This window comes from Clostridium subterminale (assembly GCF_039521425.1).
In the GTDB taxonomy this organism is placed as follows: Bacteria; Bacillota; Clostridia; order Clostridiales; family Clostridiaceae; genus Clostridium_J; species Clostridium_J subterminale.
The window spans coordinates 24653-47856 of record NZ_BAAACI010000018.1 but is presented as its reverse complement, the minus strand read 5'-3'; the positions used below and the strand labels follow the sequence as shown (position 1 = coordinate 47856).

At 28.8% G+C, this 23204-nt stretch carries 26 protein-coding genes; 7 read left to right on the top strand and 19 right to left on the bottom strand.

The window, feature by feature from the left end:
* Positions 1–19 precede the first annotated feature (19 nt).
* Positions 20–418 carry a DUF6762 family protein gene (locus tag ABDZ93_RS19905; protein ID WP_343828265.1) on the bottom strand — a complete coding sequence of 133 codons (399 nt, stop codon included), beginning with the start codon at positions 416–418 and terminating at the stop codon, positions 20–22.
* Positions 419–505: 87 nt separating this feature from the next.
* Here ABDZ93_RS19905 and ABDZ93_RS19900 point away from each other — a divergent pair, with 87 nt between their 5' ends.
* Positions 506–847, top strand: a complete 342-nt coding sequence (locus tag ABDZ93_RS19900) for a hypothetical protein (protein WP_343828264.1) — start codon at positions 506–508, stop codon at positions 845–847.
* A 115-nt stretch (positions 848–962) separates the two neighbouring features.
* On the opposite strand, the gene ABDZ93_RS19895 is transcribed toward ABDZ93_RS19900, so the two are convergent.
* Positions 963–2417 (bottom strand): aminoacyl-histidine dipeptidase, encoded by a 1455-nt coding sequence (locus ABDZ93_RS19895; RefSeq protein ID WP_425544811.1) that lies wholly within the window; start codon positions 2415–2417, stop codon positions 963–965.
* 19 nt (positions 2418–2436) lie between these two features.
* Positions 2437–2988, bottom strand: coding sequence for a manganese efflux pump MntP (locus tag ABDZ93_RS19890; protein WP_343828262.1), 552 nt, complete (start codon positions 2986–2988; stop codon positions 2437–2439).
* 217 nt (positions 2989–3205) lie between these two features.
* Between ABDZ93_RS19890 and ABDZ93_RS19885 the strand changes: the two genes are divergently transcribed.
* Positions 3206–4144: a magnesium transporter CorA family protein gene (locus ABDZ93_RS19885; protein ID WP_343828260.1), complete on the top strand. Its 939-nt coding sequence runs from the start codon at positions 3206–3208 to the stop codon at positions 4142–4144.
* Positions 4145–4295: 151 nt separating this feature from the next.
* Positions 4296–4970 (top strand): DUF4397 domain-containing protein, encoded by a 675-nt coding sequence (locus tag ABDZ93_RS19880; RefSeq protein WP_343828259.1) that lies wholly within the window; start codon positions 4296–4298, stop codon positions 4968–4970.
* A gap of 423 nt (positions 4971–5393) precedes the next feature.
* On the opposite strand, the gene ABDZ93_RS19875 is transcribed toward ABDZ93_RS19880, so the two are convergent.
* The 4 genes from ABDZ93_RS19875 to ABDZ93_RS19860 form a co-directional block, all read right to left on the bottom strand.
* Positions 5394–5849 carry a PadR family transcriptional regulator gene (locus tag ABDZ93_RS19875; protein ID WP_343828258.1) on the bottom strand — a complete coding sequence of 152 codons (456 nt, stop codon included), beginning with the start codon at positions 5847–5849 and terminating at the stop codon, positions 5394–5396.
* A 6-nt stretch (positions 5850–5855) separates the two neighbouring features.
* The gene (locus ABDZ93_RS19870; protein ID WP_343828257.1) at positions 5856–6704 is read right to left on the bottom strand and encodes a DegV family protein; all 849 of its coding nucleotides are present in this window, start codon (positions 6702–6704) and stop codon (positions 5856–5858) included.
* Positions 6705–6826: 122 nt separating this feature from the next.
* Positions 6827–7054 (bottom strand): DUF1450 domain-containing protein, encoded by a 228-nt coding sequence (locus tag ABDZ93_RS19865; protein WP_343828256.1) that lies wholly within the window; start codon positions 7052–7054, stop codon positions 6827–6829.
* 147 nt (positions 7055–7201) lie between these two features.
* Entirely contained in the window at positions 7202–8134 is a 933-nt protein-coding gene (locus tag ABDZ93_RS19860; RefSeq protein WP_343828255.1) for a metal ABC transporter solute-binding protein, Zn/Mn family, read from the bottom strand.
* A 256-nt stretch (positions 8135–8390) separates the two neighbouring features.
* Between ABDZ93_RS19860 and ABDZ93_RS19855 the strand changes: the two genes are divergently transcribed.
* A complete protein-coding gene (locus ABDZ93_RS19855) occupies positions 8391–9050 on the top strand; it encodes a metal ABC transporter ATP-binding protein (protein WP_343828254.1) in 660 nt (219 codons plus the stop codon).
* Entirely contained in the window at positions 9037–9837 is an 801-nt protein-coding gene (locus ABDZ93_RS19850) for a metal ABC transporter permease (protein WP_343828253.1), read from the top strand. Before ABDZ93_RS19855 ends, ABDZ93_RS19850 begins: the two co-directional genes overlap by 14 nt.
* 201 nt (positions 9838–10038) lie before the next feature.
* Here the strand turns inward: ABDZ93_RS19850 and add are convergent, their stop codons facing one another.
* Positions 10039–11031, bottom strand: coding sequence for an adenosine deaminase (gene add, locus ABDZ93_RS19845; RefSeq protein WP_343828252.1), 993 nt, complete (start codon positions 11029–11031; stop codon positions 10039–10041).
* 221 nt (positions 11032–11252) lie between these two features.
* On the opposite strand from add, the gene ABDZ93_RS19840 reads away from it, so the two are divergent.
* Positions 11253–11906, top strand: a complete 654-nt coding sequence (locus ABDZ93_RS19840; RefSeq protein WP_343828251.1) for a TVP38/TMEM64 family protein — start codon at positions 11253–11255, stop codon at positions 11904–11906.
* Positions 11907–11968: 62 nt separating this feature from the next.
* On the opposite strand, the gene ABDZ93_RS19835 is transcribed toward ABDZ93_RS19840, so the two are convergent.
* Genes ABDZ93_RS19835 through ABDZ93_RS19810 form a run of 6 tightly spaced genes read right to left on the bottom strand, consistent with a single transcriptional unit; the run spans position 11969 to position 16987 of the window.
* Positions 11969–12754, bottom strand: coding sequence for an ABC transporter ATP-binding protein (locus ABDZ93_RS19835; protein ID WP_343828250.1), 786 nt, complete (start codon positions 12752–12754; stop codon positions 11969–11971).
* A 3-nt stretch (positions 12755–12757) separates the two neighbouring features.
* Positions 12758–13549 (bottom strand): ABC transporter permease, encoded by a 792-nt coding sequence (locus ABDZ93_RS19830; protein WP_343828248.1) that lies wholly within the window; start codon positions 13547–13549, stop codon positions 12758–12760.
* Positions 13549–14415 (bottom strand): ABC transporter permease, encoded by an 867-nt coding sequence (locus ABDZ93_RS19825; protein ID WP_343828247.1) that lies wholly within the window; start codon positions 14413–14415, stop codon positions 13549–13551. The genes ABDZ93_RS19830 and ABDZ93_RS19825 overlap by 1 nt, the downstream gene beginning before the upstream one ends.
* Complete coding sequence (locus tag ABDZ93_RS19820) at positions 14405–15613, bottom strand: ABC transporter substrate-binding protein (RefSeq protein ID WP_343828246.1); 1209 nt, start codon at positions 15611–15613, stop codon at positions 14405–14407. Before ABDZ93_RS19820 ends, ABDZ93_RS19825 begins: the two co-directional genes overlap by 11 nt.
* Positions 15603–16202 carry a CDP-alcohol phosphatidyltransferase family protein gene (locus tag ABDZ93_RS19815; protein WP_343828244.1) on the bottom strand — a complete coding sequence of 200 codons (600 nt, stop codon included), beginning with the start codon at positions 16200–16202 and terminating at the stop codon, positions 15603–15605. Before ABDZ93_RS19815 ends, ABDZ93_RS19820 begins: the two co-directional genes overlap by 11 nt.
* Positions 16202–16987, bottom strand: a complete 786-nt coding sequence (locus ABDZ93_RS19810; RefSeq protein WP_343828243.1) for a heterodisulfide reductase-related iron-sulfur binding cluster — start codon at positions 16985–16987, stop codon at positions 16202–16204. The genes ABDZ93_RS19815 and ABDZ93_RS19810 overlap by 1 nt, the downstream gene beginning before the upstream one ends.
* Positions 16988–17239: 252 nt before the next feature.
* Here ABDZ93_RS19810 and ABDZ93_RS19805 point away from each other — a divergent pair, with 252 nt between their 5' ends.
* The gene (locus tag ABDZ93_RS19805; RefSeq protein ID WP_343828242.1) at positions 17240–17695 is read left to right on the top strand and encodes a rhodanese-like domain-containing protein; all 456 of its coding nucleotides are present in this window, start codon (positions 17240–17242) and stop codon (positions 17693–17695) included.
* A 40-nt stretch (positions 17696–17735) separates the two neighbouring features.
* Here ABDZ93_RS19805 and ABDZ93_RS19800 read toward each other — a convergent pair whose 3' ends face one another.
* From ABDZ93_RS19800 to ABDZ93_RS19780, 5 genes are all read right to left on the bottom strand, one after another.
* Complete coding sequence (locus ABDZ93_RS19800) at positions 17736–18449, bottom strand: TVP38/TMEM64 family protein (protein WP_343828241.1); 714 nt, start codon at positions 18447–18449, stop codon at positions 17736–17738.
* Between the two features lie 199 nt (positions 18450–18648).
* Entirely contained in the window at positions 18649–19605 is a 957-nt protein-coding gene (locus ABDZ93_RS19795; RefSeq protein WP_343828240.1) for a sulfurtransferase, read from the bottom strand.
* 194 nt (positions 19606–19799) lie between these two features.
* The gene (trmB, locus tag ABDZ93_RS19790; RefSeq protein WP_343828239.1) at positions 19800–20456 is read right to left on the bottom strand and encodes a tRNA (guanosine(46)-N7)-methyltransferase TrmB; all 657 of its coding nucleotides are present in this window, start codon (positions 20454–20456) and stop codon (positions 19800–19802) included.
* 65 nt (positions 20457–20521) lie between these two features.
* Positions 20522–21175 carry a site-2 protease family protein gene (locus ABDZ93_RS19785; RefSeq protein ID WP_343828238.1) on the bottom strand — a complete coding sequence of 218 codons (654 nt, stop codon included), beginning with the start codon at positions 21173–21175 and terminating at the stop codon, positions 20522–20524.
* Positions 21176–21616: 441 nt separating this feature from the next.
* Entirely contained in the window at positions 21617–22993 is a 1377-nt protein-coding gene (locus ABDZ93_RS19780; protein WP_343828237.1) for a PhoH family protein, read from the bottom strand.
* Between the last annotated feature and the right edge of the window lie 211 nt (positions 22994–23204).

The following is a 23204-nucleotide window of genomic DNA, read 5'->3' as shown; positions in this document are numbered from 1 at the left end:
ATTCTCCCCCAATTATGTACTATTGATATTCTACACTTTTTCCTTCTATATCAATAAAAACTTTTTCTAGAGCTTCTTTAATTCTAATACATATATTGTTTAATCTATTATTTAGTACATTATGATCTTCATCATAATCAAAAGTAACAATCCACGTAGGATTAAACTCCTCATCATAAATTTCTATAGAGTCTACTATATCATTGAAACTTTCATCATCGAATAAATCGTATATTGCTGAAAACTCCCATTCCTCAACATCTTTGTTAGTATCAAAATATAAATTTACCTTTTCACCATCATAAAATAGTTTAATAATATATTCTGCACCTTCATTAACCTCATAACTTCCAAGCTCTCTTGTAAAAAATTTCGTATCTTTATCCTTTTCCATTAATACAATAGCAGAAAAATCCATTATAATATCCTCCTAATTTTTGTAATTTATTTACATAAATAACACTAAATGTTATACTTTTGTTATATTCTTAAAGGAGTGTGAATTATGAATCTTGTAAAAAAACTTAAGAAATTCAAAACTCTTTTCCTTATATCTTTAATTGTTATAATTACTACTTCTATAATTGTCTTTAGCTACTCTAACTTTAAATGTAAGAACTTAGATTATGCTATAGAAAAATACTCTACTTCTGGTCTTTTTAATAAACATAAATTATATTCCTTAGAAAACTTTAAAATCAAGTTTTCAGATGGTAGTATATGCATAGCAGAAGTAAATGGAATAGAAGGAAAAAGTCCATATAAATCCATAACTTATAATCTTCATTTAGTAAAGCATAAATCAGGCAAGTGGAAATTATCTGAAATTTCTCCTAATAACAATTGATTATTTCACATAAGCATAACTACTTTAGTATACCTTAGTAACCATAAATATACAACAATATATACTCCCCTTAAGATAATATTGATTGTTACCTTAAGGGGAGCATTTGTTCTTACTATCTTATTTCTGCTAATACACTTAATAAGTAGTCATACATTCTATCTAGTGAAGAAATACTTACATGCTCATCCGGTGTGTGAACATCAAAAATATTTGGTCCAAAGGAAATCTGATCTATATTTCCATTAAATTTATCTCCAATTAATCCACATTCAAGCCCTGCATGAATTGCAGATATCTCTGCCTTGTTACCAAATTTATTTTCGTAAACTTGTTCAAATACAGTTCTAATTTTAGAATCCGGATTATACTGCCATTCAGGATAATCTGATTCAAGCTCTATAACACAATTCATTATTTCTGCAAGTACTGTCATTCGATCTACTATTGATTTTTTTAAAGAAGCTACTGAACTTCTAACTGCATTATCAAATTCTACAGCTTCACCAGTAGTAGTTACTACACCTACATTAGTAGAACTCTGTACTAATCCTGGTATTGCCATACTCATGGTTTGAACTCCATTCGGTAATAAGAATAATGTTCTTAGAACTTTCTGTCTAGTATCATCACAGAATACTTTATCTACAGACTTAGTAATTTCATAAGTTAATTTTAAATCATCATCTATACCTTTTAACTCATTTATAAATATAGAACACCATTCTTTAACTTTTCCTTCAACTTTAACTACATCTTCTGGTCTTACAGCTATAATAGCATCTGATTCTCTTGGAATAGCATTCATTTTAGCTCCTCCATTTAAAGATGCTAATTTGAAATCTACAACTGAATTAAGATCCATTAAGAATCTACCCATCATTTTATTGGCATTTCCTCTCTCTTTCTTAATTTCCATACCAGAGTGTCCGCCTTTTAATCCTCTTATTTTAATAGCTAATGAACTATAGTTTTCTTCTACCTTTTCATAATTTGTTGGTACAGAGAACTTAAGCCTAACTCCACCAGCACAACTTACTAAAAGTACTCCTTCTTCTTCAGAATCTATATTTATTAATATCCTTCCATCTAAATGTTCTGGATGTAAATTTGTAGCTCCACCCATCCCTGTTTCTTCTTCAGTAGTAATTAATACTTCTATAGGAGGATGAGCTATTTTTGTATTATCAAGAATTGCAAGAGCATATGCTACAGCAATACCATTATCAGCTCCTAAAGTAGTTCCATTAGCCTTTATAAAGTCACCATCAACAATAAATTCTATTGGATCCTTCTCAAAGTCATGTTCAGTTCCTTGATTTTTTTCACAAACCATATCCATATGTCCTTGTAAAATTACTGTTGGAGCATTTTCATAACCACTAGTAGCCGGCTTTTTAATAATAACATTTAGCGCTTCATCTTGTATAACTTCTAAATCTCTTTCCTTGGCAAACTTAACTAACCAATCACTAACAGCCTTTTCATTTCCTGAACCTCTTGGTATTTCATTCATCTCCTTAAAAAATTTGATTGCCTCAAAGCTTTTTAAGTTTTTTAATGTTTCTATCATTTTAATCATCCTTTCCTTAAAAGAAAATCATCTTTAATCCAAATAATATTAAAATTATGCCTCCTATATAATCAGCATATTTTCTTAATATATGGATTTTTCTTAGATACTTTGCTATTATAAATGCTAATATGCTCATAAAAAATGTTATCATACCAACAATAGCAGTAAAGAGTGTTAAGGTTACCATACTTTCTACCCTTGAGAAAGCAATAAATCCAATTACTATTGCATCAATGCTCACAGATATCCCTAATATGAAGTACATTTTAAAGGTTATGACTATGCTTTCTTCTTTTTCTATCATACCTTCCTTTATCATAAGTATACCAACTATTGCAATTACTATTCCTCCAATAACTGCCGGAACGGAAGCAATATTCTCTGTAAATATTTTACCACCAAATCCTCCTAAAATAGAAAACAAAAATTGGAAAAATCCAAAAGAAATTGCAAAAGATAACTTTTGTCTTGCCTTAGCTCCTCTACATAAACCAATAGCTATTGCAACACCAAAAGCATCTAGTGAAACTGCCAAGGCTATGAATAGCAATTCTTCTATTGCCATAAAAGACCTCCTACAAATACAATAATTTAAAAATTATCATAAATTTATATTTTAAATTACAACATTAACATTAATATTATAATTCTAATTTTTCAAAATTATGATTATAAAATAAAATATTTGTATTATAATAATTATTACTTTTAAATATACAGTTGTCAATTAGAAATATAATGTTAAAATATATTCATGAGTTTTATTATATGAGGTGATAACATTGATTACAATATTTAAAAGTGATACCTCGGGCCTTCTTACAGAAATTGATTCTATAGAACATGGCTCTTGGATTAGTATGATTAATCCATCTAATGAAGAAGTTCTTCTTATTACGCAAAAGCTTAACATTCCTCAAGATTTTATAAGAGCTGCCTTAGACGAAGAAGAAGGTTCAAGAATAGAATTTGAGAATAATGCTACTCTTGTAATTATAGATATTCCATTCACTGAAATGGATGATAATTCATTAACCTATGATACATATCCATTAGCAATAGTATATACTGAAAGCGTAATTATAACTGTATGTCTTAAAAACAGTCCTGTATTATCAGATTTTACCCTTGAAAAAATTCCTTCATTTTATACTTTTAAGAAAGTCAGATTTATGCTTCAAATATTATATAGAGCATCAAATTATTATTTATTATACCTAAGACAAATAAATAGAAAGAGTCTATTAGTTGAAAAAACTCTTTATAAATCTTTGAAAAACAGAGAATTAATTCAATTATTTGCTCTTCAAAAATCCTTAGTATATTTCTCTACATCTTTAAAATCTAATGATTTAACCTTAGAGAAACTTTTAAAACAGGAAATCCTTACAAAATATGATGAAGATAGAGATATTTTAGATGATGTTATGATAGAAAATCGTCAAGCTATAGAGATGTGTAGTATATATAGTGTTGTACTAACTGGTACTATGGATGTCTTTGCTTCTATAATTTCTAATAATCAAAACCAAGTTATGAAATACTTAACATCTGTAACTATAGTTATTTCTATTCCAACCTTAATATCAGGTCTTTTAGGTATGAATGTAGGTGGAATACCTTTTTTCAATACACCTGATGGATTTCTGTATATGTGTATAATTGTAGGATTAATAACTTTAGCCGTAACCTACTATCTTAGAAAAAAAGATATGTTTTAAATAGTAAACAATCACTTGAAATCTAGCATATAATTATTAAGTTATTTAATGGATAATTATATACTAGATTTTATATTAAGTTCCCTTTTGTAACATTCTGCAATTCTATTTCATATACTATATTTGATAATATTTTTATATGAGGTATATAATGCAATATATTAACTTTCCCTTTAATATTTCTACAAGAAAAGATGATATTGTCAATTCTGAAGATAATATGTCAGCTTACGTAAGACTTGTTCACATTGCAGCTAGAGCTCCTGATGTAGATATTTATTTAAATGATAAACTAATAATACCATCTCTTAAATATAGAGAATTTACCAACTATATTAAACTTCCTTCTGGAACTTATAACATAAAGGTATATAGAGCTAATAATACTGATTTTCCCTTGGCAGATGTAGATGTTTTTATAGCACCTAAAAGTGTAACTACCATAGCTGCTTACATTCAAAGAAGAATGCTAAGCTTATACCCTGTAGATGAGACTCCATTAACCTCTCCAACTGAAGGTAAAGCTAAAATTAGAATTGCTCAGTTTATTGAAAACATGCCACCTGTAGATGTAGTACTTTCTAATGGTACTGTACTTTATAAAAATGTAAACTTTAAGGATATAAGAAATTATATAGAACTACCTATTGGTAGATATACTATGCTATTAAAATTAGCTAATACAGATATTGATATGTTATATGTTCCCAATATAAATCTTAAATCAGATAAATACTACACTCTTTATTTGATTGGCTTAGTTAATAATTTTCCAACACCACAGATGTTAATACCTTTAGATGGAATAAGTTATTTAAATATATAAATTTTCTTTCTTACGGCTCTAAACCTTTATTAATGAACATTTTCACATAAACTTAAAAGCTAGCCCTTTAGCTAGCTTTTAAGTTTACTTTTTATTTTATTACTTTAATTATTGTCCTGAATATTGTAATTTATAAAAGTTGCTATAAAGTCCCTTTTTCTCTAATAGTTCTGAATGATTTCCAATTTTACGTATTCTTCCCTTGTGCATTACGATGATACCCCTTATAAATGTTTAAAAATTTACTTATTATATCATACTCTATTTTTCTTTAAGTACCATTTGCATATATTCTCCACATAAATCTTCCAATGGCTATGATAGATGCTATAACGAATATATATACTATAGATTTAACTAAATTATCTTTATTAATTTTTATCATAAAAAAGTTCCATAAGATACTATACTTATGGAATTTCTTTAATCATATAAATCTTTTTTAATTATTTTAAATACTTCTAATGCCTCTTCTATATTTGATTTTAATAGCACTTTTTTATGTTCAAACTCTTTCATCCCTTCATTTGTAATGCTATATATCTTCTGTGATTTTTTTCCTTCATCCCAACTACCTTCAATAAATCCTTGTTTCTCTAACTTTTTAAGCAAAGGATATATACCGCCTGTGCTAGGTATCCAAAATCCATTAGTTCTCTTTCCTATTTGATGAGATATATCATTACCATTAGTAGGTCTCTGAGACAATATATATAGTGTATATATTGGTAATAATCCTTTAGTAAACACTTGGCCTACTGCTTCGTTTTCCGCTTTTACCTTCCGAAGCTCTTGCAATTTTCTTTTATATTCTTCATAAAGTTTCTTTTCTTCAGCTTTTATACCACTTAAATCTCTCCCTAATTCATCCTCCACCATATCAATCTACTCCTTTTCATAGATAAGTACTCCTATGAATCCTGGCCCTGAATGAACACCTGATACTGGACTTAGATAACCTCCGAAATTTACGAAGTTAGCATTTTTATGTGATTTAAATTTATCTAGCAATGTCATAGCCTCTGCCTCTGCTTCACCATGCATTATATGAATATCATATTTTTTATCATTTAATTTTGATACTACAATATCATAAATTTTATTTAAAGATTGTTTTCTTCCTCTAACCTTTGCATAAGTATAATACTCACCTTCCTTATCTACACTTACAATTGGTTTAAGATTTAAAAATTGAGCTATAGTTCCAGCTACCTTTCCAATTCTTCCCCCTCTTATAAGATATTCTAAGGTTCCTATAACAAAGTATATATTTATTCTATCAGTTATTTTAGGAAGTTCTGATACTATTTCATCAAAACTTTTTCCTTGTTTAATCATTTCTGCTGACTCTTCAATAAGTATAGTTTCACCCTTAGATATAGATTTAGAATCATGAACATAGGTCTTAATCTCAGGATGATCCTCTGATATTAGTTTAATGGCATTATTAAACCCTGATAGTTTTGAAGAAATTGTTACTACTATTGCGTGAGTATATCCTTCTTTTTTTAATTCATCATACATTTCCTCCATATCTCTCATGGATGGTAATGAAGTGGTTGGTGCATTAGTTTCTAAAGTATCATATACATATTTAGATGTAATATCTACTCCATCACTATACTCTTTATCCCTATATATTATTTTAAAAGGCAATACCTTTACATTGTACTTATCAACTATATCCTTAGTAATATCACTAGCACTGTCAGTAATTAAAGCTATTTTTTCCATACTTATCACTCCTATATGTGTTCTATTATTATTATATATCACTAATGAGCTAATTATCAATAGTGATATATCAGAAGTGATAATATTATATGCAATTTTTTTATATTTATTTATTTTATATACTAAATTCTATGGACTCTCTCTTTAATGGAATTTAAAACTTCTTCTAAATTCTCATTCTCTACAAGCACTCCATCTACCCTTGCAATGTACTTGTGACTGCATAAATTACATGCACCTATACACATATTTTCTGTTATCTTATGATCATCACCAAGAAATTTTTTTAATTCCTTTACTAGTTCTTCTTGTCCCTCGTTACATTTACATGTACTAATCTTCTTTCCCATAGTTTATTTATCCCTTCAATCCTTATTCATAATTTATATAATTATTATATACTATAGTCCTTTATTTACAACAAAAATTAAAATTTATTTTCATTGAAAACTATAGGCGTATACTATAAAGTACACGCCTTATTTTATATTATGTAATTATTTTTTATTCATAGCACTATATATAGTTTCTACATTATATTTTAATACATCAGAAAACGATTTTCCGTCCTCATTGCTGTGTAAAGTATATATTTGTTTAGTCTCTGCTCCTACTTCATTAGCTAAAGTATCTGAAAGTTGAGTACTAATTAGTTCTTCAATAAAAATAGTTTTAATATTATTTTCTTTACAATACTCCATAAGATTTTGTAATTCCTTTGGCGATGGCTCTCCTTCTGCAAAAACCCCTTCTATGCTCTTTTGAGCAAGTCCAAAATCTCTGCATAAATATCCAAAAGTTGCATGACCTGTAACAAAATTTTTATTATCTAACTCTTTGAACTTTGGACTATATTCCTCTATTATGCTATCTATTTTTTCATTAAATTTCTTAAAATTTTCTTCATAATACTCTTTATTTTTTGCATCCTTTTCTACCAAAGCATTTTTAATATTTTCACCTTGAATCTTTGCTTCATTTAAACCAAGCCAAGTATGAGGATCCTTTCCTAAGTGATTATGCCCTTCATGTTCTTCTGATTCTTCCGCTTCTTCATCAGCCTTAATAAGATCCACACCTTTACTAGCCTCTACAATTATTAATTCTTTTTCACTTATAGCTGCTTTTACATCTTCAATCCATTCTTCCATACCAGCTCCATTATAAATGAATATATCAGACTCTTCTATTGCCTTCATGTCCTTAGCTTTAATATCAAAGTCATGGGGTTCGCTACCTTCTGGTATAACATTTTCTATATTAACCTTATCTCCCCCTATTTCCTCAGTTAAAGCCTTCATACCATAAAAGGAAGTAACAACCTTTATCCTGTCATCATTTTGCACATTATCCTTTGACTCTCTATTGGAACACGCTGTCAACATAACAACTATCAAAGTTAGCGCCCCTAAAACTTTTAATTTCTTCATAATTTTCTCTCCTTCAATTGAAAGTGATTTTCATAAGTAGTATAATTATATCATATTCACTTTTATTATCAACACTGACCTATTACTATTATATATTAGGTCAGTGTTAATAATTTGCATATATTACATTTTTAATATTGTCCTATTGAAGAAAAAGCATTCAATAAAATATAATTTTATATTAATTTATTGAAACTTAAAGCTATACTATGTAAAATTATGGCTAGACTTATAATGATAGAAAGGAGCAACGCTAATGATCGAAATTAAAGACCTATGTTTTTCATATAATAATTCTAAACCCTATATTATTGACAATCTATCACTAAACATAGATAAAAGAAGCTACGTATCCATAATTGGTGCTAATGGTAGTTGTAAAAGCACCCTAATAAAGTTAATTTTAAATCTACTTACTCCTCAAAAAGGAACTATTAATTTAACCTCAAAAAAAATTGGATATGTTCCTCAAATAGTTGAAAGTTTTAATAGTTCTTTTCCTATAACTGTTTGGGAGATGCTTAATGCCCATAGAAATGTTCTTAAAATTAAGGATAAAGAGTCAATAACTGAAGCACTAAATAAAGTTGGAATGCTTGAATATAAAAATTCTCTTATTGGGAATTTATCTGGAGGTCAAAAACAAAAGATTTTTATTGCAAGAGCTATATTAGCTAATGAAGATATATTAATTCTCGACGAACCTTCCACTGGAGTTGATAGTAAAAGCATGAAAGAAATTTATGGGCTTATAGCCTCTTTAAATAAAAAAAATGGAGTTACCGTTATATCTGTAGAGCATAACTTAGAAACTGCCCTTCAAAATTCATCCCATATTCTTACCATGGATAATGGCTTTGGAACTCTATATACATCTGAAGAGTACATAAGGAGGATTTCTAATGTTTCAATATGAGTTTATGAAAAATGCCTTTTTAGCAGCTATATTCATATCCATATTATGCCCTATGGTAGGGGTATTTTTAGTGCTTAAAAGACATTCCATGATGGGTGATACCTTGGCTCACTCAGCCTTTGCTGGTGTTGCTATAGGTCTAGTAATGGGATTTAACCCTATAATATGTGCATTTATATTTACAACTATATGCGGCTTATCCATAGAATACCTTAGAGATTATTATAAAAAATATGCAGAGCTTATTCTTTCCATAGTTCTAACCTTTAGTGTGGGCGTAGGAATTACCCTTATAAGCACTGGAAAAGCTAGTGGGAATGTTAATAGCTACTTATTTGGAAGTATACTAACTGTTACTAAATCGGACTTAATTATTATGGTTATTCTTAGCTGTATATCTATTGTAGTTATATACTTTTTATATGATAAACTTCTTTATACTACCTTTGATGAAGAAGGAGCTAAGATTTCTGGTATAAATGTAAAGGCAGTAAACTATATATTTTCTTTACTAGTTGGTGCTACCATATCTGTCTCTATACGTATAATGGGTATTCTTGTAATGTCATCAATGATTGCACTACCTGTAGCTACAGCTCTTCAACTGGATGAAGGCTTTAAACCAACTCTACTACTGTCTATTCTTTTTGGGTTTATAGATATAATATTGGGACTTGTTTTTTCCTACATACTAAATTGTGCTCCTGGAGGTACTATAGCCTTAACCTCTGTTTTTGTATTAATAGTAATTATTATATTTAAATCCACTTTTAAATCTAGAAATTAAAACATAAATAGCTATAATCTTAAAAACTAAGATTATAGCTATTTAATATAACAATTATAAAACTAACACGTTTATCCGATGACTACCTGCTCTAATACTCCCATCTTCTTCAAAGTGGGAGTAAAGAGCTACTACGTCCCTGGATAACGATTTCTAACCTTCAGAGGGAGTAAAAACTCCCTCTGAAGCAAAGGACTCTGTTTATATTAAAGTTTTTAAATATCCCTTAACTTCTTCTGTAGTAAATGCAGCATCTACAGAATAATTATATATCTTTTTATAATCTTCATAGGTCATATTTACAACCTTGCCTATACTTTCACACTCACCAGTTACATTAGTAGCAGAAACAGTTCTGTTATCAGTATTAAAAGAAACTCTTATACCATCTTTATAAAATTTAAATAATGGATGTTCTTCATAACTTTTAACAGCCTTTGTCTGCATATTACTAGTTGGACACATTTCTAAAGTTACATTGTTTTCTTTAACTAAGTCGTAGGCTTCCTTAAGATCTCTTATAGCTACTCCATGACCTATTCTCTCTGCATGAAGTAATTTGATTGCATCTACCACATTTATTCCTATACCCGTTTCCCCTGCATGTATAGTAACTCTATAACCATATTCCCTAGCTATATTTATTACATCTATAAACTCTTTAGCAAAGCCTTCATTTTCAGCTCCGGCAAGATCTACAGCAACTACACCTTCACCTAAGAATTTTTTTCCAGCTTCCACCACTGTAGCTGCACTATTTGCACCATTATGTCTTAAGCAAGATAAAATCAAATTAGCTTTTATATTAAAATCTTTTTCACCTTGATTAATTCCAACTAATACACTTTCAATAACTTCTTCTAGTGTTAATCCCTTTTCTGTATGTAAAGTAGGTGCATACCTAATTTCTATATACTTTACATTTTCTCCAGCTGCATCTTCTAAAAGTTCATAGGTAACCCTTCTTAAACTTTCTTTACTTTGCATTATCTTTATGGGAATGTTAAATCTATCTAAATATTCCACTAGTGATTTACATTCTAATGGAGCTTCTAATAGTTCTTTCAACTGCTCCAAATCATATGTTGGTATTTCTATATTTTCTTTAGTAGCTATATCTAATATAGTTTCAGGTCTAACACTTCCATCTAAGTGACAATGTAATTCTATTTTTGGCAATACTTTAAAGTCCATAACTCATACCCCTTTCTATTTTGTTGTATATTATCATATTATGATTTAAATATCAACTAGTTAGTTAAATTATACCAAAATTAAAGTTAACTTACTACATTTTAATAATCATTACCTTTTACTTATAGAAATTCCCTATACCAGTTTCAATATATTGACTTACACTTTTAATTTATATACTATATGTTATGGACATATAGTTACTATAAGGAGGCAACACTGTGAAAAAAAATAAAAAGCTTATAATTTCAACGATAACCCTTTTAATACTTGTTATCACCTATTTTGCATTTTTCAGAGGATTAACTCCAGAGATTTTAAGAAATTACATAGGTGATTTTGGCTACTTAGCACCATTTATTTATATATTATGCTTTACCATACTACCAATTGCTTTTTTCCCTGTACCTATCTTAGCCCTTGCTGCAGGACTTCTATTTGGATTTCTTCCTGGTACCATATATACTTTAATTGGGGCAGTTTTAAATAGTGCCATAATGTTCTTAATGGCTAAAGTACTAGCAAAGGAGGCTGTTACTAATTTGCTTCAAAGAAAGCTTCCTGAAAATTGGAATAGCTTCTTATTTGATTTGGATGAAAAAAAAGGCTTTGGAATTATATTTATTCTAAGATTAATACCAGCAATGCCGTATAATTTAATTAATTACGGTGCTGGATTAACATCAATAAAATTCAGTAGCTATATGCTAGCTACTATCCTTGGAATCCTTCCAGGCACCTTAGTATTTTTGAATATTGGAAATCAAGCTTTGAATATCCATAGCCCAGCATTTATAGTATCAATTATTCTTCTAATGTTATTGACGGTTTTCTCTTTAATCCTTGGAAAAAAGATAGGAAAAACTAATTCTTAAAATAAATCTCATATGAATTTCCCCATACATTTAACTAAATAATATAAAAAATAAGGAATCAATTAAATAATTGATTCCTTATTTTTTACCTTTATAATTCTATCTGAAAAAATAATCCTTCCATCCTCTAAGGTAGTAATTTCACCTAAGTATTCATCAATACAAGATATATTAGTTAATCTATTTAAGTTTTCTGTTTTACCTACTAAAGCTATACTTCCTTTAAATAAAAAAGCTATGCTACTACTCATAGAAAAAGCATCTTCCTTTTCATGAGTGATCATAATGATAGTAATTCTAAACTGTTTTTGTATCTTCATTAGATAATCTTTTATATAATGTTTTAAATTATTATCTAACCCTGTAAAAGGCTCATCAAGCAAAAGTACCTTAGGGTCTATAGCTAAAGCTCTCATTAATGCTATTAACTGTTGTTGTCCCCCAGAAAGTTGATGGGGGTATTTTTTCATATGTTCACTCATGTTAAAAAACTCAACAAGAAATTTAACCTTATCCTCAATATATTTCCTTGGAAACTTCCTCATTTTTAATCCAAACTCTACATTTTCTCTTACAGTCATATGTGGGAAAAGTTGATTTCCTTGATGTACCATTACTACATTTCTTTTTTCCATAGGTAAATAGTTAATAATCTCACCATCTACTATAAGCTCTCCCTTATTAGGTAATATAGCTCCTGTAATAGTCTTAAAAATTGTAGTCTTCCCTGCTCCACTAGGACCTAATATAGAGAAAAACTCTCCATCTTCAATAGTTAAATTAATATTTTTCAGAATTTCCTTATTACCAATAGAAAAATATATGTTTTTAAGCTCTAGCTTACTCATATCCTAACCCATCTCCCTATATTTATCATTACTGTACTTCTTTGCTATAAATGAAGTCATTATCATTACTATTACTCCATAGAGTATATACATTAATGTATATACCGAAGCTATATTTCTGTTAGAATTTCCTATATACGGAGTCATAATCATAGAAAAATTAACATGGCTATTATCTCCAATAAACATATTTACAAAATACTGGGAATAGGATATAATAAATGCCATGAAAAAACTTGATGCATAGCCTTGAGCATATAGTGGTATATTCACATATTTAAAAGCTTTCCAGAAAGATGCACCTAGACCTCGAGCTGTAAGCTCATCTTCAATACCCCAAACAGTATAATAGGAATATATTAATTTAAATGCATAGGGTAAAGAAAAATAAATATGTAATACTAAAACAGCAATACTACAAGAAGAAAAATAATTTAGAAATAATTTATGACTTCCTAAACATATACTTATTACTGGTAATAGCATAGGCAAATAAAAAATGCTTTCTAGTGTACCTTTATACTTTATGTGGGTAGTTATAAAAAATCTTGCAGCCATTATACTCAAAATTAAAGAAATTAATGCTACCTCTATAGAAAAGATAATAGACTTTATTCCAATATACAAATCTCCTGATGTAAAAAAGTATTTAAAACCATCTAGTGTAAAAGTATTAGGTAAAATATCCGTTGCTCTCCAATTTTTAAAAAAGGCCCAAACCATCATAGATATTATAGGAAGTACTAAAAATATAAGTATAGAAAATATCAATGCACTTTTAATCCACCTTCTCACTATCTCACCTCCTCTTGACCCTTATCCTTTATCATTTTATAATAAAGCACACATAATATTAAAGATATTATAATCATTATCATATTTATAGCCATTCCATATATTCTATTAGATAAATCTGCATTTAGGTAGGTTTTATAAGCATAAACCCCTATAGAAATTGGGTTTGATGGTCCCAGATAGTAAAAACCTTCATAGGTAAACATATTAAAATTGAATATTACTAAAAATGAAGTAAATATAGCTCTCTTAGCTAAAGGTAAAAGAATTTTTATTATATACTGAAATCTTGTACATCCTAAGTTCTGTGCTATAAAGCTATAATTTTTATTTACTTTCATAAAAATAGGAGCAACACTAAATGCTATGAAAGGCATACCTTTAAAAATATTTAAAAGTATTACTGCTATTCCCTTAGAATTAAAAATTAAATTTATATTTATATGAGAAAATCCTAATAATGATATTATGTGAAATAGTAACCCCTTATCACTATAAGTTGTATATATAAGAACTGCTGCTGCCACATAGGAGAGTAGTATTGGTAATCTATATAAAACATTTATAAATTTATTCTTTGATTTTGATATGTAATACCCTAAGTAACTTCCTAAAACTGTAGCAATTACTGAAGATACTAAGGATATTTTAAAACTATAATATAAACTATTTAAAAAAACAGGGTCTGAAAATAACTCTTTATAATATTTAAATGTAAAATTATTAAAGGAAAGCTCAGGAATATATCCTAAGCTTTCCATAAAGGTATTGATAATAACAAACATAGTAATTACAACTATCACAGATAAAGATGGAATAATCATTAATCCACCTATAACCTTTCGTCTCTGCTTATTATTTATCAAAAAGAATCACGTCCTCCCATACCTTTTCTATAATTACTACTAAGTCTGATCTTAATTCTGCTTGTTGATGCTTTGAAAGTTCTTCATAGCTTAGAATTGTATGCTCATACTCTTTATCTGGAGTAAGCTTCTCATCAAGTTCCTTCTGTTGTTTCTCACTTAACTTATTATATTCAATAGATGGTAGATCCGCCCATCCCCTTAAGTCTGCTTTAGATATCTGCATTTCAGCTGATAAGGCAGCATTAATTACCTTTAATGCTCCATCTACATTAGATGCATTAGCTGCTATAGCTAAATAATGTGTATTAAATGGAGTTCCCTTATCCCATACAAAGGATTTAGTAGACGCAGGCCAACTTTTATCCATTACTTTACTTAAAGCTTTATTAGCATTGTAATCCATAGCAATATCAACTTCACCATCTTGATATAAGCCATCTAGTTGAGCAGAATCTGTAGGGTAAACCTCCCCTTTTTTCCATAGATAAGGCTCAATCTCTTTAAGGTATTCTAATGCAGGTGCCATAGCTTCTTTAACTGCATCATAATCTGCTGGTAAATCTTTCAGTTTATCATAACCAATAATATCATAAAGTACTGTTCTAACAAAGGCTGATCCAGTAAAATCGCTAGCCTGAGGATATGTAAATCTCCCTGGATTCTTTGTTACATACTCTTTCAACTTTTCTGCATTAGTTGGTGGCATGTCTATCTTATCACTATCACAATTCAATACAAATTGGGCAGTTCCCCAAGGTGCTTCATATCCTTCTGTATAATATCCAAAATCCTTATTTGCAGCATCACCATCTAAATCTACATATTTTTTTACATTATCTAACTTATCTAAAAAAGGTCCATATAAGAGTTCATTTTCCTTAGCATAATAAAAATTTTCACCATTTATCCAAACAATATCAATAGAACCTTTTTCTGTAGAACTTTTTTCATTAGTAAGTTTTAGTAAAATTTCATCAATATTCATAGGAATACGATTTAAAGTAATATTGTAATTTTCTTTTACATAAGCCGCTAATTCCTTATCAACCCAAGTGTTAACTCTTTCATCTCCACCCCAACCATATAAGTTTACCACTTCAGCTTCATCAGTTTTCTTACCACAGGCTACAAGTCCAAAAACAAGTATTACAGAAAAAATCACCAAAAGTATTGATTTTAATTTCTTAATTTTCATTGTTACCTCCTAATATTTTAATTGCCATATATAGTCTTTGTACCGCTGTATATAAAATTAACACGGCATAAATAAATGCTAATATTTTCATATAAGAATAAAAGATTATCATAAAGGTAAATATTATAAACCCTTCAGTTCTTTCCATTAATCCAGCTTGATAATGAAAACTTTTAATACCTGTATTTTCTAAGAGCATTCCACTAGTCAAAAATACCGTCATAGATAAAATTATAGTGCAAGCTAATATCATTAAGGTAAAGGTTGCCTCATTACATACTATAGCAAAGGATATTATATATGAAATTTCAACTAATCTATCAAGCCATATATCTAATAATGTACCTACCTCTGAAACCTTACCGCTTTGTCTTGCCATAGAACCATCTACAGCATCTAAAAATCCAGAAATCCATAATAAAATTATTGATAAAATAAACTTACCAAAGGAAAATGAAACAGCTCCTACAATTCCAACAATAGCAGCAATAATAGTTATATGTGTTGGCATGAAACCGATTTTAAGAAAACTTCTTCCGATTTTATCAAATATTCTATCAAAATATTTTCTTCCCCTTGTATCTAACATTATCTATCTTTCCTCTTACTCTTCCTTACAGAATTATACCTATTCTTCCAAGATCCATTAGCCTTTGTTTCCCATAATAATTCTAATATATGATATGCTTCAAAACTATTTTCTCTAAAAGTATCTACACAAGAACCACAGTATGTCACTATTTCTTTAGATGGTGCCTGTTTTGCACGAATTTTAAATAGCTTTTGACCCTTTTCTGGATCTAAAGTCATAATCATATCTTTTTTCCCACAACAAATTGTTTCATCCCTATTATTAGGAAACTCTAATATATCTACTCCTAATTTATTTAATATATTTCTTGCAGCAACAGTATTCTCTAAATGACCTCTTATTGGACAAGGATCATGTAAAGATAATTTTCTTCCTATATATATATTATGTTTATTTCCTGGGATTACCTCATCTAAAACTGTCCATGCTGATATTATTTCACAATTGCTATTTTCAACCAAAGTATTTTGGCAATTAGGACATAAACTATAAATTTTCTTTACTCCATTTTTCTCAAAAGCCTTATTTAAAAACTGTTTTCTTTTCTCATAAGGTTTTCCCCCATCTATATGAAGTGATGGTTTTCCACAGCACATAGTACTTAATTTTAAATCAGGTAGCTGTGTTTTTAAAAGTTCATAGGTTTTCATCACTATTTCTTCTCCCATAGATAAAATAGCACACCCTGGCCAAAATACATTTTCTCCTGGTGAAAGCTCAATAAATAGTGAACTAAAACTAAGAAGTTGATGAGTTTTTATGCTTATTTCCCCCTTAACCATCCTCTTATAACACTACCTTTCTATGCATAAAAATAAGAGGTACTATTGACCCCTATTTCATATCCTTTTATTTCAACAAAAAAAGTATAGCTTTAATAATAATTATTGTCAATAAGTATAGCTATCTCTAATACACCTATTACTTTCAATTTAATTTCTCTATTTGATTTTAATGTATCCTTTATATATAATAACTTTGGTAATAGAAACCAATATAATAAATATATTAATTTACTTACGGAGGGATATAAAATGAAAAAGAAACTTACTCTTCTACTTGCTCTTTGCTTAATTATCTCAACTATGCTTATGGGATGTAGTAAATCAAAGGATACTTCAAAAGAAGGCGAAGAAAAACAATATCAATATTATACAACTGAACAATTAAAAACTGCTATTGAAAATAAAGATGATATTTATTTAATAGATATACAGCCAAAAGAAGATTACGATTCACATCATATTGTTGGTACTGTTCCAACTTATGCTTATCCAGCAGATACTGATGATTTAAGATCTAAAATAGATGTTACCTTAGATGAAATTAATAAAACAGATAAACCAATAATAGTTGTTTGCCCAGGTGGTGGCGGTGGTGCTAAAAACACTATTGATTACTTAACAACTAAAGGTGTAGATGCAAAGAGAATGTTTATATTAGAAAAAGGCCAAAAAGGTTGGCCATATGATGAATTATTAGAAAAATAATTTTTATTATAAAATGCAGAGTGAATTTTAACTCTGCATTTTATTTTTTACCTTTCTTTTGTCTCTCTTTATATATCTGTTTAAACATAAATACTAATACAGTTATTGCAAAAAGTATTAATAGTGCTGTTACAATCATTTGAGCTCCACCAGTTAACATACCACCTACATAGGAATAAACAACAGTTGCTGGTAATTGCCCAATTCCTGTAGCCACTATAAATGCTAAAAATCCCATAGATGTTAGTCCTGCTGCATAGGATATAAAGTCAAAAGATATAAAAGGTAATAATCTACATACTAAAATTGTATGCTTGCCATACTTTTCAAAGAACCCCTCCACACTTGCCATGGCATATTTACTAGTAAGTTTTTCAACGGCATCTCGTCCAAGAATTCTTCCAATATAAAAGCATAAAGCCGCTCCAACCATAGAACTAATCCATGATAACATTGCCCCTTGCCACCATCCAAAAATAGCAGCATTTGCAAAGGTTATTAGAAATGCTGGCAAAGGTGCTGCCACTGATTGAAACACCATTAGTAAAAATGAAACTAATACTGCATATATTCCGAAGGATCTTATATATCCAGCTATAGACTCTATACTCATGGAGCTGAATAACATAAATATGCCATTTACTTTAGAATTGAAAGTTGGTATGAAAAAATATGCTAAACTTAGTGATACTATAATAATTAATATTAAGATTTTTCCTAAATTTCTTTTTTTGTGTGTCAATTTCTTTTCCATAACATACTCCTTACTTTAACTATGTATATTTATCCATAGAAAATCATATTTACTTATTATCTTTTTTGTATCATATATAATATCCAAGCTATTCAGTAATTTGTATTATTTCTTGTATTAGATATAATGTTTTTCTATTGTAATAAAGTATTCTTTGATATCAAAGAATACTTTATTTTATAATATTAACTTTATGATATTATTTTTCAACTTCCTCTACCGCACACCATCTATAGTATGATTCATCATAATTTAGAGAATTTTCAAATCCACACATTTCAAGAATTAACTGCATATATGCAGAACGAATACCTGCTGTGCAATAGGTTACTATCTTATCACTTTTTGATAATCCTGATGTTTCAAATATTTTTGTTAAATCATCATTTGACTTTAAATTTCCTTCTTCATTAAATAAATCTGTGTATTTAATGTGTATTGCCCCTGGTAAATGTCCACCTTTTGCCTCTCCATATAATGTCTTTCCTTCATACTCTTCATCAGCACGAACATCTACTACCTTTACATTTTCATATTCTTTTTTTAAAGCATCAGTGTTAATTAAATGAGTATCATCAACAGCCTCAATTTTTACATCTGCTAGCTCCGGTGTAGCAATCTCCTTTACTACTGGTAACCCTGCTGATACCATAGCATCGTATCCACCATCAACCATTTTAACATTATCATAGCCTGCTGCTACAAGCTCCCATAAAATTCTTCCGTCATCGCCCCATCCATTTTTAGCAGCTGCAAAAATAATAATCTCTTTATCTTTATCAATACCAAAGTTACTTAGCTTTTTACTTAACTCTTCTGGTTCTAGAATAGTACCCCACATCTCATCTCCAGCTTTGCTATCTTCAACTTTAGCAATAGACTGCCATGCCATAGCCATTGCTCCTTGAATAGTTCCTTTTTTTGCAGTTTCTTCACCTCTAGCATCAATGAGAAGTAGATTTTCTTTTTCTAAACTTTCTTTTACATATGAAACGTCTACTATGTACTTACCTTTAAAACTGACCTTTTCTTCAACTTGAGCTCCTTTTGAAGAATTTGTTTCTGATTTCACTTCTTCTTTTTTACCACAACCAACCAAGGAAATATTAGTAGTTAACATTAAGCTCATAGCTAATAATAATGCCTTTTTTCTCATATTAATTCCCCCATATAGTTTTACTATTTTATATTCCTACATAAATATAGCAAAGACACTATTTATAGTCAAAATTTATTTAATATACTTATAGCTTTCTTAGTTTCTATTTGAAATATCTATAGATTAAATATATTATAAAAATAAGAGACAAGATTTAACATCAATCTAAAGCTAAATCTTGTCTCTTATTTTCATTTTAGTCTTGCTACCAAGAACATAGTTTTCATTCCCATAGCTGTAAACTTACTCTCATACTCTGTAACTACATTATCTTTAAATTCACTATTATGTAAATCATAAGTTACAAACTCTAAAGAAAAACCAGCTTCTTTGAAGTACTCTTGAGAATCATTGAATAAATCTACGTCATCCGTTTTAAACCATATCTCTCCATCTTGTTTTAAAAACGTTTTATATGATTGTAAGAATTTCGTATATGTAAGTCTTCTCTTATTATGACTTTTTTTCGGCCAAGGATTACAAAAGTTTATATATATTCTATCTATCTCATCTTTACCAAATACGTTATCTATAAGCATTATATTAAGAACTATAAGTCTTACATTTATATCTTTTGTTCTTCCGATTTCTTCTGATGTCGCCATAACTTTCCTTAGTGCATACACAACGACTTCATCTTTCAAATCTATTCCTACATAGTTTACATTTCTATCTTTAATTGCTCGTTGACTTATATGTCCTCCCATACCACAACCTAACTCTAAATGAATAGGATTATTGTTTTCAAATTCTTCTCTCCATTTTCCACAATGACCATATTTATCATATATTACAATATCACTAGCTTCTAATTCTGGTCTTGCCCAGTACTTTTTTCTAAGTCTCATAAATTTCTCTCCTCGATATTAGTTTCTTAAATTATATTATATATTTATTTTTGTCTATATAAATTCTATAAAAATAAATATGTAGCCATAGCTGCAAAAATATTATATATTTGCTGACCTGGTATTCCAACAACAAAATCTAAAATTGAAAATCCACCTATGATAGGTAGAACTAATATAATAAATATTAACATGTTATTTCTATACATTAAAGTTTCAAATTTTTTCGATCTGCCTCTCAATATATCCAATATTATATTAAATCCATCAAATCCTGGTATTGGTAATAAATTTAATATAAACCATGAACAATTTATTATGGCCGTTTGTTTAATAATCAAATATATTATATACTTAATATTACTATTCCCTGGTATAAACTTAACATATAAAGCTAGAGTTATTGTAGCTATAAATCCTATAACCAAAGTAGTTATAAGGCCTCCAAGCCTTATTTTCAAATCAGCTTTATAATAGTCTTTAAAATTTGATTTATTAATTTCTACAGGTTTTATCCATCCAAAACCTATTATAAGCATAAATATAAACCCAAATACACTAATGTGCTTTAAAGGATTTAAAGTATTTCTTCCATACTGTTTTGGGGTATCATCACCAAGTTTTATAGCAATTTTAGATTGTATATATCCCTTAAATGTAAATGCAACTAATATTGCTGGTATCACTAAGATTCTTCCCAATAAATAATTGTCGTTCATGCTTTTCACTCCTTCTGCAATACTCCTAGTATATCATATTTTTATAATATTTTTTAATTCTTTTATCAATATAGCGCTTTTATTATTTGATAAACTACCTAATTTAATAAAATATACTTTCATTTTATCTTTAATATAGCTTTAATTGCACTATCAAAATATGAAAACCTCTGAAACCCTCATGGATAAAACAAATATTTAAATAGTTATATAGTTAAATATTTATATATGTAACATTTTAAATAGGTACAATTTTGTCTATACTCATGCATTAAATAGTAACTCAAGTACTCTCCATGAAAAATTATGCACTCAGCCATGACAACATATTTTATTATAAAAATAAAGAGCCAACAAATATTTAAAAATACTTATCGGTTCTTTACTATTATCTAAATACTATAAAGGCTATTATGTCCTAATAATTTTGTAATTCATAAACTACAGACGCTGTGCAGCTTCAAAAGATAATGGTGATCTTTCACATTCATCATATTTCAAAGTTACTTGATAACACAATTTGCTTCCCTTCATTCTTTCAGATGCATAACATAACCCATTGGACCTAGAATCCATAAATGGGTGGTCTATTTGATCTGGATCTCCAATAAGTATAAGCTTTGTTCCAACTCCTACCCTAGTAGTAATTGCCTTTACTTGCTTTGGAGAAAGATTTTGAGCCTCGTCTATAATTACCCACTGTCTTATTATTGATCTACCTCTTAAATATGCTATGGCTTCAGTGGTTATAATCCTTCTATCAAATAACTCATTAACCTTATCTTGTAATTCTTTTTCATTACGATATCTTTCTTTTTCATCCGAATCTACTAGTACTTCTAAATTATCAAAAATAGGTCTCATAAATGGAGATATTTTTTGTTCTTCAGTACCTGGTAAAAAACCTATTTCTTCATCCATAGTTACATTAGGTCTACATACTAATATTTTTCTATATTCTCCAGTTTCTTCTTCTATTATTTTCTGTAATCCCACTGCTAAAGAAAATAATGTTTTTGCTGTTCCCGCTGGTCCTTTTACTATACTTAGAGGAGCCATATTAGATGATGTAAATAGACACTCTAACATAAATCTCTGTCCTACATTTCTAGTACTCAACCCAAGAGGTTTACTATCCTTATAATGCAAATGTACTATATTTTCTCCATCAAACCTGCCTAAAGCACTTTGTTTTTTATTCTCTAATGAATGCATAACTAAAAATTGATTTGTATAAAGGATAGGAGTGTAATACTCATCATTATCTTCTAGATAACAAACTACGTCATTTTTAGATATAACTTTTTTTGAATAGAATTCTGAAAGCTTCTCCTGTGAAATATAAACCTCAATACGCCCAGTATACTGTTCATCCCCAGCTGGAACTACCTTCTCATAAAAGTCTTCGCTTTTTACATTAACAATATCTGCTTTTATTCTTTCAAAGGTATCCTTTGTGATTAATATAACTTCTTCTCCAGCATCTTTTAATGCCTTACATACTTGGAGTATCCTATTATCAGCTTTATTACTATCCCAAAACTTTGGAACCTCAGCATTTAAGCAATTAGTTTCTATTCTTAATTTACCACCACCAGGAAGAGGCACTCCTTCATTTAAATTTCCTAACTTTCTTAATCCATCTATAATTCTTGATGCCTGTCTAGCATTTAATCCAAGCTCTGTATTATTTTTTTTAAAATCGTCTAGTTCCTCTAGTACCACCTCTGGTATTACTACATCATTATTACCAAAAGATAATAATGCTCCTGATGAATATAATATAACGTTAGTATCTAATACATATGTTTTTTTCAAGTCATTCTCCTCCTCTCTTATACTATAATATATGAATCACTTCTTATTAATTGAATTATTTTTTAAAATTTGTACAAATATTTTATTGTTATTGCTATAATATATTATGTAATATTACTCTATTATATAATAATAATTATCCATCATTTACCTTTGACAATGGATAATATTTATTATATAATATCCATAACAAATAACTATAGAGGTGATT